The 15,028-nt window shown below is 55.3% G+C and carries 2 protein-coding genes (1 of these 2 cut by a window edge); both read right to left on the minus strand.

The genetic code is table 11. From position 1 onward, the window contains the following. On the minus strand, positions 1–1,837 hold the beginning of the coding sequence (locus DXZ20_RS19565) for an SDR family NAD(P)-dependent oxidoreductase (RefSeq protein ID WP_163699978.1). Its footprint begins 17,219 nt before the window's first position; the window shows 1,837 of its 19,056 coding nt (coding positions 1–1,837); its start codon is at positions 1,835–1,837; its stop codon lies off the left edge, out of view. Next, on the minus strand, positions 1,834–15,027 hold the full coding sequence (locus DXZ20_RS19570; protein WP_163699979.1) for an SDR family NAD(P)-dependent oxidoreductase: 13,194 nt from the start codon (positions 15,025–15,027) through the stop codon (positions 1,834–1,836). The genes DXZ20_RS19565 and DXZ20_RS19570 overlap by 4 nt, the downstream gene beginning before the upstream one ends. Position 15,028 lies beyond the last annotated feature (1 nt).

Here is a 15,028-nt window from a genome sequence, read left to right on the forward strand (position 1 = left end):
GCAAGCTAACATCTGATGATTTAGGAGAGGGACTAGCCTGAACGTATTCTTCGATCACAACGTGGGCGTTGGTGCCGCTGAAGCCGAATGAACTCACCGCAACCCGTCTGGGATGATCTGCAAGCGCGCTCCAATCTTTCAACTCTGTGTTTACATAGAAGGGAGAATTCTCAAAATCACAGTGCGCATTGGGATGCTTGAAGTGCAAACTAGGCACCAGTTGCTGGTGTTTCAGCGACAATAACACCTTGTGAATACCGGCCATGCCCGCCGCCGCCGAGGTATGACCTATGTTGCTTTTGACCGATCCTAGAGCGCAATAATGTTGTTGATCAGTCTTTTCATGAAACACTTTGGTTAGGGCTTCGAATTCGATCGGATCCCCCAATTGGGTACCGGTGCCATGGGTCTCTACATAGCTAATTGTGGCTGGATCGATTTGAAACCGATCATAAACAGTGCGTTCCAGTTCGATCTGGCTCTGAACACTGGGGGCAGTAATGCCGTTGGTGCGGCCATCCTGATTAATGCCTGAACCAATGATCACGCCATGGATACCATCGCCATCGCGCTCTGCGTCTTCAAGCCGCTTTAATACCACAAGCCCCGCCCCTTCACCGGGAACAAAACCGTTGGCCGAAGTATCAAACGACTTGCACTGACCATCCGGAGACAGCATTCCCGCCGCGCACATGCCAACGTAAGACGCTGGTGTTAGGTAAAGGGTGACACCACCTACCAGGGCCATGTCAATCTCACCGCTACGCAACGCCTGACAAGCCAAATGGACGGCCACCAGAGATGACGAACAGGCGGTGTCAATAGGGATCGCCGGTCCTTTTAGATTCAAATGATACGGTATCCGGGCAGCGGCAATGGAATAACTGTTGCCCGTGTTCAGCCCTCCAACCTGTTGCTGAGACAGCAAGTGGACGTACTCGCTGTTCATGATTCCCATATAGACACCGCACTTTTTGCCATCCAGCACCTGAGGACTGTAGCCAGCATCTTCGAACGCCCTGTAGGCCTCCTCAAGAAAAATCCGATGCTGTGGGTCCATCAGTTCTGCCTCGGCGGGCGGAATCATGAAAAACGACGTGTCAAAGCAATCAATATCCTCTAAAACACCCAGCCATTTGCAATAAATCTTGCCAGGTTTGGCGGGATCGGGATCGTAATACTCGTTTACGTCCCAGCGATCCTTCGGGATCTCTGCCACAGAGTTTCGACCCTGTTTCAGATTGTCCCAAAACTGTTGAAGATCGGCGGCACCTGGATACCTTCCGGACATCCCAACAATGGCAATACCTTCAGCTACAGGGGGGTGATTTTCGGTCTGAGTGAGGGGCTGTTGAGTCTGCTCATCGAAGTGCCGTGTTGGTTGTATTGCCTGCGAAGTAACAACAGTATCAGCTGATGATGCGATCGCAGAGGTGAAAGTGTGCAACTGGGTCGGGAGCTTTCCTTGAAGTTCCGTGCCCAGGTAATCTGCGAATTGAACAATGGTTGGGTAATCGTAGGTCCGAGTTGCTGGAATCTTAAGCCCATATTGTTGGTTGACCGTTTGAATCCATTCCACATTGACAATTGAGTCAAGCCCCATTTCACTAAAGGGCTCATCAAGGTCCACATCCTCCTTGTCCATGTAGAGGGCAGCAGCGAGACTTTCTCGCAGGCTTTCCTGTAACACATCCGGGGAACCCAATGCCTCTGATTGATTACCCTTTAGGTGGCCATTCGATTCCTCAGTGTTGCTGTTGGCGCGTATGTCACGTCGAGCCTCTTCCAGGCTGAGATCACCATCTTGCAGGGACTGTAGGATGTGTTTCAAGCTCATGGTTTAACAAGTTCTAATGCGGCCAGGTCAAGTTTTTCAATCAGGCGTTCAGCTTCTGAGACCTCCAATTCACCACGCTGAACGTGCTGAAGAACTTCGTCCAAAGAAGTTGATTTTGCAGGTGCAGACTCCTTTTCTTGATTTTGCGGAGGGGACTGCTGCTCCAGGGTGTCGGCAAGAAAGTTAGCGAAAGCAAGAATATTGGGATAGTCGTAGACTTTAGTAGCCGGAATCTTAACGTCAAAACGTCGATTGACTGCCTGAATCCACTCGACACCGATCACCGAATCCAGGCCCATATTTGTAAACGACTCATCGGTCGAAACATCGCTCACACCCATGTAGAGAATCTCGGCTAACATATCCACAAGCACATCAACAATTGACTCGATTGAGCCTGACGGCGAGGCTAATTTGAGCTGAGGGTTCACACTGGGTTGGGCCACTTCAGATAGCTCAGTTTTGACGATCGATGGCAGATTCTGACTAAAGACCGTTTCAGATGATGGTGGGGAGAGGGTAATGTCCTGCAGCTGCGTTAGTGGCTGCACACCGTTGTCAGCTACTGATTTATTTCCGCCCTCATTTTTCTTAGCGAACCAGAATCGTTTCCGATCGAATGGATAGGTGGGTAAGCTGATGCGTTCCGGCGTAATGTCTCCGTGGAGTTGTGACCAGTCGGGGTCGGCCCCCTCCATCCAGGCAGCCAGCCAGCTTTCAGGGGTGTCCTTGGGGCCAGGCTGCCGGTTTGCGCCCCCCCGATGAACTCGACTATGGTAATAGGTCTCTGCCTTTTCACCTGCCAAAAATGATGTGAGCTTCTCAACGGTCTCGTTCAGGTCAGCGGCCACGAAACCCAACCGCTCTGCCATAGCCTCCCGCCCAGTTTGTAGCGTCCAGGCAACATTTCTCAGTCTGGAAGACTTACTGCCAGCGGTCTGCGTCAAAAAGGCCAGCAGTTTCTCGGCGTATCCCTTAAGACAGCTCATATTCCTGGCGGATAAAACCATCACCTGGGGATGATCCGCAGGTGGTTCCGGGCCAGCGATCGCTGGTTGCCCATGGCCATAGGCTTCTAAGACTACGTGGGCATTGGCCCCCCCAATGCCGAAGCTGCTCACACCCGCCCGACGGGGCAGTTCCTGCCCATGGGCATCGCGCGGTGCTGACCAATTCTGGGTTTCATCGGCCAAATAAAAGGGCGTTTTCTGAAGTCCCAGATAGGGATTGGGCTCTTTCAAGTGGGGGTTACCCGGAATCTTTTGATGTCGCAGCATTTGGATCACCTTCATCACCCCGGCCATCCCCGCCGCCGCCTCCAAATGGCCAATATTGGCCTTGACCGACCCTAATCCGCAATGGGGTTCACCGACGTTAATGCCCTGTCGTTGATACAACTCGGCAAAGGCCGCTTTTAATCCGTCGATCTCAACGGCATCGCCCATGGCCGTCCCGGTGCCATGGGCTTCGATGTATCCCACGGTGCTTGGATCAATCCCCGCCCGGGTGTAGGCATCGACGAGCAACGCCTGTTGAGCCACCGGATTGGGGGCTGTGGGAGAGGCCGCTTTGCCGCCATGGTTTTCGGCACTGCTGCGAATTAAACAATAAATATGGTCACCGTCTGCCAAGGCCTGATCGAGGGGCTTTAGCCATAGCGCGGCCACCCCTTCACCCCGTCCATAGCCATCGGCGCTTTTATCAAAGGTCTTGCAGCGACCATCCTCACTAAGCACACCAGCGCGACTGGCGGCGATGGTGATATTTGGGGTCAAGATCAGATTGACGCCGCCCACTAAGGCGGACTCACAATGGCCCATCCGCATGGCCCCAATGGCGCGATGAATAGCAATTAAAGAGGACGAACAGGCGGTATCGATGGGCTCACTGGGACCGTGTAAATCCAACGCATAGGAGATGCGATTAGCAACTACAAAATGGGAAACGAGTAAAGGGCCGTCCAGTTCTTGATCAGAGACCGCATGTTGGAGCCAGGCGTCCTTATAGTCAGAGGTGGATACCCCCATAAAAACACCGACCGGACGACCGGAAAACTCACTGGCCCGATAGCCAGCATCTTCGACAGCGGACCAAACGGTCTCCATCAGCAGGCGCAGCTGCGGGTCCATGCCAATCGCCTCCCTGGGGGAAATACCAAAAAAGGCCGGATCAAATTGGTCCACATCCTCCATAAAACCGGCGCATTTGACTTTGGTTCTGCCTCGCTGTTCCAGTGGATCGCCGTAGTATTTCTGCCAGTCCCAGCGCTCCACTGGCACGTCTGAAATCAGGTCGTGGTTGGCTTCTAGATGACGCCACAGCTCATCCACGTCTTTGGCACCAGGGAAACGACCACTGATGCCAATGATGGCAACGGGCGACGGTTGCTCAGGGGACGGTTGACTATTCATGGTGGTGATCGCCTGCGAACTATCAACCCCAGGGTTGGGGGGAGCCGTAGGAGGGTCTGCCATATCCCCATTGGTTCTCTCATTTGCTCTAGTAATGGGGGCAGCGACGGTCTCCTTTGGCGCACTGCGAAAACGACTGGTGGATTCAGGCGGCTTTGCCAAAACCTGGGTTGGCATATCTGGTGTTGGTTGTGGGACCAGCTGCGCCGCTAGGGTCTCCGGATAACGTTCCAGCAGGTGTTTGGCTAGGGATCTCAGGGAAGATTTTTCGAAAAATAATGTGGGCATCAGGTCGAGCTGAAAGCGGCGGTTGAGCCGATTTGCAAACTCAGTGAAGGCCAGGGAATCGAAACCATATTGGGGAAGTTCCACATCCGGTTCAATTCTGTCTAAGGGCACCTTTTGCTGATCCGCCACCATGGCAATTAGGGCCTGGAGCGTTTGTTCAAAGGAAACAGTGTCGGTGCCTGCCGCAGACTCTTCACTCGCAGTGTTGTCCGTTGAGGTAAACAACTTTGCTCGGATGGCTGAACCCTCACCATGGAGCACCAACAGATGGTCGCGATCACTTTGCAAACAACGCTCAAATACTGTTATTCCCCTGGCCGTATCCATGGGGGTGAGACCAGAGTTTTGGTGAAGCAGGGTGGTATGTTCTGCATCGAGCTGCATACCGCCGTCACGCCAGAGGGGCCAGCCAATGGAAACGGTGCGACCGCAACGGTGCCCTTCCTGAACGCTGAGATTACGTTCCCTGGCAAACAGGTCCATGAACCCATTGGCCGCAGCATAATCGGCCTGCCCTGGGTTGCCAAAGGTGCCGGTGAGTGACGAGAACAGCACCATGAAATCTAAGGGGATATCCCGGGTGACTTCATCCAAGGCCAGGGTGCCAGCAATCTTGGGCTGCATTACCCGCACTGCTTCCTGGGTGGATTTCTTCAGTAAATGGGCGTCCTCAATTACCCCTGCACAGTGGACAATGCCATTTAAGGCTGACTCAGTTTCCAGGATCGAAGCCAGGCTTTTTTCGACGTCGGCACGATCCGCCACATTGCATTGCAGATAGCGCACAGTAGCCCCTGCCTGGGTTAGGGAATCCAAGACCTGGCGCTTATGCTGAGACAAGGGCGACCGACCGCTCAAGACGACACGGGCCTGACGAGTCACCGCCAGATGTCGGGCCAGTTGCAGGCCGACACCGCCAAGCCCCCCGGTAATCCAAATCACATCACCGGGCGAAATTTCATACGCTGGTGCCAATGTGGCAGGCACAATTTCGGCCAGCGAGGCCACAAACCGAGTTGCTTCAGCGTCATAGAATGTCTCAACATCGCCAAACGGATGACTGAGTTCGGTGGCCAAGATCCTTATCCAGCGGTCATCCAATGGGCCTTGCACAGCAGCGGGCAAGTGGCAAATCCGGACATCCACGTCCCCCTGCTCCAGCCGCACTGTCCTAAATAGCCCAGCTAGGGCAGCGTGCATGGGGGAGAAAGCACCGTCTGGCACCGCCAACATAACCGGCTGAATCCTGTCCGAGGCCTGTCCGAGGGCGGCCTGGATCAGCTGCAGGACCTCCAGAACACTGGATTGTGCTGCCTCTGCCGGGTCGCTAATGGATGAGAGCTGGATGAAACGCGCCCCAGGCCATTGGGCCTGTAGAGAAGATTGCCAATGGGCGGTATCCCCATTGAGCAGAAACACTGGGGCCGCCGATGGCCGCTGAGGCTCAGGGCCGTCGCTGGCGGCCATCGCCTGGGGCCTCCAGTCCAGTACCCCATAAAGAATGTCTGCTGGGATATCTGCTGGAATATCTATTGGGGCTGCGTTACTTGGCTGAGTCGCTGGGATGGCACAGTACCCCTGCATCGAAACCACCACCTGGCCCTGGTCATCGGCGATCGCAATGTCATACTTCATGGCCCGATCGCTGGGCCCATTAGCATCATCTTCCACAACCTGGGTCACATGGGCAAATGCCTGCTCAGGCAGGTCCCCATGGATCCATAAGGCATCCACACTGAAGGGCACTGGCCGCCCACCCGGACGACGAATCAGGGACAACAGATTGGCCGCTTGTACCGCCCCATTCATCATGCTGGGATGGAGACGGTAGTCTTGAAAGTCATCCCGCACGCAGGCTGGCAGTTCCAGGGTTGCCAGTGCTTCTACCTGATTGTGACGGAAATCTACCAGGCTGCGAAAACTCGGACCCAGATCCGCTGCTAGCCTGCGATCGCACTCTGATGGCAAAAGCCTCTCACCGCACCGTTCCCGAATTTCATCAAGGGCAATGTGGGGAATGGGGCCAGCAAATTCTTCGGTGGCGATCTTGCCCTGGGCATACACCCGATCGTCGGCGCTCACCCGATAAAGAACATTGCCATCCTGGTGTTCTAGCGAGGTACAAACATCACGAGAGCTGCCGTCCAGACGAATTAGATCGCTCCAGATTATCTGCTTTAATCCGGTCACTGGACCCACCGACGTGCCAGCCACCTGGGCCCATTCTAAGGAAACCACCCCAGGCAACAGTCCACCATGATCTTTCAGGAAAAACTCTTTCCCCGTTAATCTGCGCACGTAACGATCGCCAACTGCCCTGGCAAATGCCCGGACAGAGAACCCCTCAATGCGTACCGCCACATGGCCATCCCCATCGCACACATCAATATCCAGTTTGATCACGCCGCTGTTGGTCATGTTCTCCGGAGAGCGACGTGTCCAAACCCAGGACGGGACGGGACAGACCGCAAAAACGCTGAGGCGCTCTATGGCAAAGGGTACCAACGGCGGCGACGAGCCATGGCTCCCTTGCCCATGGACAAAAGACTGCAAGCCGAGCATGGACTGGAAGGCGGTATCCATCAAACTTGGATGCAGCACAAAGGCATCAGCTCCGACGGTCGCCACCTCGGGCAGGTCAATGCGCCCAAAGGTTTCTTCATCACCGATCAGCAGTTCCTGCAAGCCCTGGTAGAAGGGACCATAGTTCAAACCACTGGAGGCAAACGTTTGGTAACACTGCTGGGCTGAGAGTTGTCCCCCCTGCATGCGTTGTTTGATGGCTGGAATGTCCAAGGGCGACGGCGGCAATGTGGCTAGCATAGATACCCGTCCCGTGGCGTGAATCACGGGCATCGCCCCGTCGGTGCGGCACTCAAAGTCAATGCCGTCATCTTGTTCTGTAAGACCCAGCTCCACCTCCAGCCCCCCTGTCGGTATCACCAAAGGCCTTAGCCATACAACGTTTTGCAGTTGATAGCCGGATTGATAGCCAGATTGATGGTCTCGGTGAGCGACTGACTGCTCGAACGCGGAACGGGCCATTTCTAAAATGCCAACCCCTGGCAAGACTGTTTGGCCATGGACCACATGGTCGGCCAGAAATGGCTCCTGCCCCGTGAACATAGACCTGAACTGTTGCTGGGAAAAATTAGAGGTGTTGCGATGCACCAGGGGATGCAGTTGATGAACCGCTGGCCTGATTGCTGGCCTGACCACTGGCCTGTCAGCTAGCCTGACCGAGGACGTACTACCGTCACTGACCCAGTAGTGATTGCGCTCAAACGGATAGGTGGGCAGATGCAGGCGTGGCGGCAGGGGCATCCCCCACAAAAGAGCACCGTCCAGCTGGTATCCCTGACAGTAATAATCAGCCAATGCCCGCAAGGCGTCGCCATAGTCTTCGATCGTGCGATCGCGACATTGGCCCATTAAGTCTTCCGCATGCTTCCGGATCACCGTCTGCCCTTTGAAATCCGGCGGCACCAACCCCTGAAACACCTGGGGATGAGGTTCCCCAGTCAGGGCGGCGGTCCAGGCAGCGACGGCGTCATCATAATCCGCCACCACCACCGCCAATCGGTAACGAAAATGATGGCGTCCCTCCCATAGGGTGCAACTGATCCTGTCCAGACCGGCCTCGGCAGTCGCCTCCATCTGCAATACCTGGATCAGGCTACGGACCCTGGCTTTGAGTGCGACGGATGTTTTGGCCGATAAAACTAATAAATGGTAAGGGGATACCTGTGATGGGGAATAGGTTGTCTCACAGTACTCTGCAAAGACCATATGGGCATTGGTGCCGCTCATGCCAAAAGCACTCACCCCGCCCAGGCGTTCTCTAGTGTGATGGCGCGGCCAGGGTCGGGCAGTCTTGTTGACGAAAAAAGGGCTTTCATCCCAATGGATATAGTCATTTTCAGTGTGGCAATGCAGACTGGCAGGAATCAGGTCGTTTTGAAACGCCTTGACCAGGCTGACGGCACTGAGCAAACCGGAGGCAGCAAAGGTATGGCCAAAATTACTTTTCGTTGAGGTTAGGGCGCAATGACCATGGTTCTCGCTGGTGCCCTTAAACGCATCGTAAAGCGCGTTGATTTCCACCGGATCACCCAGCTTGGTGCCAGTGCCATGGGTGACGATGTAGTCCACATCCCCAGGGCGGATGTGGGCCTTTGAGTAAACGTCCCTTAGCAGCTCGGTCTGGGCAACGCCACTGGGGGCCGTAATACCATTGGTTTTGCCGTCATAATTTACACCGCTAGCCCGAATCGTCCCATAGATCGGATCCCCGTCAGCTTCAGCCTTGGCCAACGGTTTCAACACCATCGCCACCACCGCCTCGCCGGGGGTCATGCCATTGGCCCGCCGGTCGAAAACAAAACACTTGCCATCGTCTGACAACATGCCCGACTGGCCCATGGCCACCAGACCGGCGGGGGTAAGCAGCAGGTTCACCCCCGCCACCAACGCCATGTCACACTCCCCACCGCGCAGACTCACACAGGCCTGATGGGCCGCGACCAATCCTGACGAACAGGCGGTGTTGATGGCCATGGCTGGCCCCCGTAGGTCAAGAAAATAGGCTAACCGCGAGGCCAGGATACCGTTATGGTTGGCGGTGATTTGCCCGTCTCCAGCCAGAAACACATAGTCACCCTCCTCTGCCCCAACAAACAGCCCCACCTTGTGATTTTGCAGATGTCGTGGGCCACAGCCAGCATCTTCCAGGGCATTCCAGGCCTCTTGCAGTAGCAAACGCTGGCGGGGGTCCATGGCTGCCGCCTCGCGGGGCGAAATTTCAAAAAACAAGGGATCAAATTCGGCAACGCCAGGAATAAAGCCGCCCCATTTACCATTGGTCTTGCGGCTGTCCGCCTGGGGGTCGCCGTAATACTGACGCCAGTCAAACCGCTCTGTCGGCACTTCCTCAATCGCATCCCTGCCGGTGGCTAGGATTTCCCACAGGGTGTCGATATTCCGGGCCTGGGGAAATCGACCGCTCATGCCGATAATGGCAATCGGTTCCCCAGGGTATCGATCCGGTGGCTGGGGCGCTGATGCCTGGACGGCGGCTGGGGTCAGACGGTCTGGGGTCAGGCGGTGAGCAGGGGTCTGGGGTTTCACCTCGGTCTGGGGTGCCTGGGAATAAAACCCATGAACCGCCTGATGATGTTCGTCCATAAAATACTGACAGAGCTTGTTTAGGGTGCAATGCCCAAAAAACAACGCAGGTGTGATTTCGATGTCAAAATGTCTGGTCAGAGCCTCGGCGAATTCGGCCAGACTGATGGAATCAAACCCGAGATCTGCAAAGTTTGCAGTTGCCTTGAGGCGCTCTCGCTTGATTTTCAATAGGGCTCCCACCAGCTCGCGCAGATCCCACAGCACACAGTCCTCAACGCTGAATCCCTTCATTTCAGGCTTACGCCCCCGACCAAGAGCGGGCTCTGCGGGACGCTCCGAGGCTGTATCAGATGCCGTGCCCGCCAGGTTTAAAAACCGCCATACCCGGTGACGCTTGCCCACCAGCACTAGATGCTGCGGGTCAGGCTGGGCCAGCAACTGTTCAAATAGGTCAAACCCCTCTTGGGTTTCGAGCGCCCGCTGACCGCTAGTTTTCAGATAAAAGTCCATCTGTTCACGGTTGCCTGCCCCCATGCCTCCTTGGGCCCAAACCGGCCAGTTGATCGCTACGGTCTTGCCCTGGCGCTGCCCCTGGGCCACCAGCTGATGGCGATGCCGGGCAAAGGCCATCTGAAATCGATTGCCCATGGCATAGTTGCCAGCACCAAAGTCCCCCAGGATGGCGGCACTGGAGCTGAAATACACCATGAAATCCAGGGGCTCATGCTGGAGCACCTGATCGAGCACCCGGGTGCCATTGATTTTTGGTGCGGTCACGCGCTGAAAATCAGTCATCTCCATGTCCAGAATGGTGTGGGTCGATTCCACCCCTGCCGCATGGATGACGCCATCAATGGTGCCGAAGCGTTCTTTAGCTTGGGCCACGGCTAACGTCATGGCGTTAGCATCGCTCACGTCTGCTTGCAAATACATGACGCCGCCGCCCTGTTTGATCAAGGCATACAGTTGCGATCGCTTCTCCGGTGTTAGCTCCGAACGCCCGGTCAACACGAGATTTGCCTGGTGTTTGTGGGCCAGACGTGTGGCCAACTGCAAACCTAAGCCGCCGCCGCCGCCGGTAATTAGATAGGTGCCCCCTGGTTTCAAGGGCAGCGCAGTCTCCACAGGAGGCACCGTGTGCTCTGGCAAATTTACAGGCTGTAGGCGCGCCGCCAGGCGCTGCTCTCCTTCATATAGAACACTCTCAGCTACGGTGGCGTGCCATTCATCATGTAGCGCCTGGGCACATTGCTCAACCGCAAGGGATGGCTCGGCAATGCGCATGCCGACAACCACGACCAGGGTTTTTGGCAAAATCATTCCCAGGGACTTTTCGCACCCCACCCAAGCGTCTGCATAGCAACGCTGCAGGTCGCTATGGAACGGACACATAATTAGCACGCGAGCGGGGTTGAGCGCAGCTTTTGCCAGGGCCTGGATCAGCGGGACGATGTGGGCGGGATTATAAAGCCCGGCGGGGTTACCGATGGTGCGCAGATCGAACAGAGCATCGGGGGATCCAAACTCCTCACGGATTTGCTTGAATGCCTTTTCCAGGGCACCTGCGCCATTATCCTGAATCAGCTGCCAATGGCTATCGGTTGCTAAGGATTGCAAAACATCCGCCACCGCCCGTTGTTCGGGAGCATCGCCCAGCACACATACTGCTGTCTTGGGTTTCTTGGGTTTAGAAACCGTTTCCCGAACCAGCGCTGCAGGCTGCCATGTCTCTTCGAAGAGCAGGATTTCATGGGGTGCCTCCTCGGCGACATTTGACGCACTGGGTTTAGCGGGCGCTGGAGTAGGCAGAGCGGCCAGGGTGGAGTCTGGCGCGGTTACATCCAGCCAAAAATGCTCTTTCTCAAACGGATAGGTGGGCAAATGAACACGCCTGGGATTTTCCTGGCCGTAAAGTCTGTGCCAATCAACCGCCACCCCGCCAACCCACATTTTTAACAGTTTCGAATACTGGCCCGCTTCCAGACAATGGCGCACCCATTGGCCGATGTCTTCATCATCCACTAACGCACCCAGCACAGCGTCTGACTCTGATGCTTCGCCGTAAAAGACCTGCGCTTTGTCCATGGTGCCGTTCAAAAAGGCGGTTAGTTGCGATCTTAGTTCGGCTTGCGATCGCGCCAGAAAACCCAGCCTCACGGCCATCGCCTGGCGGCCCACTTGCAGTGTGTATGCCAGGTCCTGTAAGCGTCCAACCGGATAGTGCAGCAACCTTTCTGCCGCTTGCCTGAGCTGGTCTTCCCCCTGGGCGGACAACACGATCATCAACGGTTGTTGCTCGTCGTCAGCGGACTGAACCAACGGCTCACCACTGTCGCCTAACACCACATGGGCATTGGTACCGGTATGGCCGAAGGAACTAACGGCAGCAAAACGGTGCTCAGCGTCCCAAGCCTGCAAAGCCGTGTTTACATAAAACGGACCATGGTCAAGATCGATGTCCGGATTGACCGCTTCAAAATTCAAGGACGGCGGAATCGCCCGATGATGCAAGGCGAGGGTGGCCGTGATCAAATTGACAATGCCCGAGGCGGCCTGGGTATGGCCAATATTCGTCTTGGGGGAAGTGAGGGCGCAGTAAGGCGGATGCTCTCCATTGGCTCCAAAGGCATCCAATAGGGCATGGTATTCAATGGGATCCCCCAGAGTCGTGCCAGTGCCATGGGTAACGACGTAGGCAATCTGCTCCGGGCGAACACCACTCTGACGCTGTACCCGTTCATACAGTTCGCGCTGACGTTCGCCACTGGGGGCGGTCAAGCCATTGGTACGGCCATCATAATTAATGCCACTGCCTTTAATCACCGCATAAATAGAGTCGCCATCCCGCCTGGCCTGGGATAGGCGCTTGAGCACCACCAACCCGAGGCCCTCGCCGATCACCATGCCATTGGCCCGGTGGTCAAAGGCGTAGCAGGTTCCATCCGGTGACAGCATGTTGCCCATTTGGGACAGAGCAGCGTGGGTGCGCTCCGGCTGGCAGATAATATTGCATCCTCCCACCAACGCACAGTCACTCTCTCCATCGAGAATGCTTTTACAGGCATAATGAACAGCCACCAGGGAAGAGGAACAGGCCGTACTGATGGCCAATAATGGCCCCTTAGTATCGAGGAAATAGCCAATGCGTGCCGGTGCCGTACCGCCATGGATGGCCGTGATCTGGGATGCCGTCGATACCGGATAATCCGATTCTTCGATGCCGATGAAAATGCCATGATTCTTGCCTTTCCAGTCCTCCGGGTTGTAGCCAGCATCCTCAATGGCGGACCAGGCCGCCTCCAACAGCAGGCGGTGTCGCGGGTCCATGGCCTCGCATTCCCGAGGAGCGATGTTGAAAAAGAGCGGGTCAAAGGTATCGATGGACGGCAAGAACCCCCCCCGGATATCTGGGCCATCCGTCGCACCGTTAGCTCGGGCCACGGGCAACTGTGTAATGGCGCATTGGCCCTCCTTCAGCAGCTGCCAGAAGTCTGCATGATCCTCAGCCCCGGCAACGCGCAAATGCATGCCAATAACTGCGATATCATCATCGGCCTGCCCGTCCGTGGCGGCCTTGTCCTTGGGGCCAGGCAACGTCTTAGCAGGGCGAGATTTTACGCTCACACCTCCGTTGGACGCACGCCTCAATGTGGCGACATGGGTGGCTAAGCGATCGGGTGTTGAGTAGCTGAACAGATCGGATTTGCGAATGGAAACATCAAACGTGGTTTCCAACTTGGAGACCAATGAGCCGATGGAGAGTGAATCGACACCGAGTTCGGCAAACGGTAAATCAATAGTGGAGGCTTTATTCTTTTGCCCCAAAGCCTCCAGCATTACGGCCAATACTTTTTCTTTCAGGTCGCCTGGGGCGATGTCCGTCAACAACGGCTTCGCGATCGCAGGGAACCAATGACGTTTAAGTTCAAAGGGTCTTCCCTTAAAATTTTGTTGACGATCCGCCGTTGTTTGCCATGCACCTTGATAGTCTTCTAAAAGTACATGGGCATTGTTACCACCAGATCCGTAGGAATGTAATGCTGCCAACCTTGGCTCTGAGGACTGTTCCCACAATTCGGTTTCCCGAGTAAAGCGACATGGCATCGCCTCCTTGTCGCAGAATTCATTGGCTTGCTCGAAGCCTGGGATTTTATGAATCTTATTGGTCTGAAAGCTCCGAATAATCTTTAACAACGCCCCCAGGGAGGACGCGGCATGCATATGGCCCACCAGAGGCTTGAGCGTACTCACTCGGCAAAATCCAGGCTCGTACGCCAGCCCTTTTTCATCACACAGCTGCGTCAATGCCCGATTAATGGCGTTCCATTCCGCGATATCCGCCACTGGCAGCCCCATACCTTGGGCCTCCACATAGGCAACTCTCCTCGGATCGATGTCCGCCTCTCGGTAACACGCCTTAATTAACTCCGTATGGGCTTCAATGTTGGGGGCAGCCATGGAAAAACCACCCTGGCCGTTAAAATTGACCGAAGCGTTTTTGATCACCGCATACACAGAGCGACCCGCCGCTTCAGCATCTGACAATCGTTCAATCAAGATTGTCCCCACACCTTCGGCCCGGAGAAACCCGTCTGCACCATGGCCAAAAGACTTGACCGATGAACCAGCAGTCAACTGACCGGCCTCGGATAAGATCCTAAATGGATCAGGCAACAGAATGAGATTCGCCGCTCCCACAATGGCACGCTCAATCAGCCCTAGCCTAACGGCGGTAAACGCCCGATGCAGTGCCACCGCGAACCCAGCACAGGTGGCGTTGACCATCTCACTGGGACCGGCAAAATCAAAATGATAGGAGATCCGGTTGGCCATCATGCTGTCGGCCTGGCTCAACCCCATGGTCGGAACAAAACCATGCTGGGCCATTAACTGCGCGTATTCGTTGGATTCGCAGCCAACAAACACACCTGTAGCACTTTTCTTGAGAGATTCAGTGTTTATACTGGCATCTTCCAAGGTGCGCCACGTGGACATCAACAACAACCGCTGCCGAGGATCCATCTCGTCAGCTTCAATGGGCAGGATCCCAAATAATTCAGCATCGAAAGAAACAATATCTGGGATAAATCCACCCTGTTGCCGCCGCATAAACCCCAGCTGATCACCCCCTTGATGAATCATCAGGTCCAAGCGGTGATCAGAAATAGCCGTAATCAGAGGCTGATCATGATCAATATGATTGAAGAATGAAGCCACATTCATACAGCCAGGAAAATAGCCAGAGACCCCCGTTACAACAACAGCGTCATCAGTAGCCGTGACAGAAGCTGGCGGCTGAGTAGCCGCTTTCCTGGCCTTTATCCATGTCCGGATCCATTCCAATCTTTCTGTTTCAGCCTGCATG

Source organism: Adonisia turfae CCMR0081, assembly GCF_011009555.1.
GTDB lineage: Bacteria > Cyanobacteriota > Cyanobacteriia > Phormidesmidales > Phormidesmidaceae > Leptothoe > Leptothoe turfae.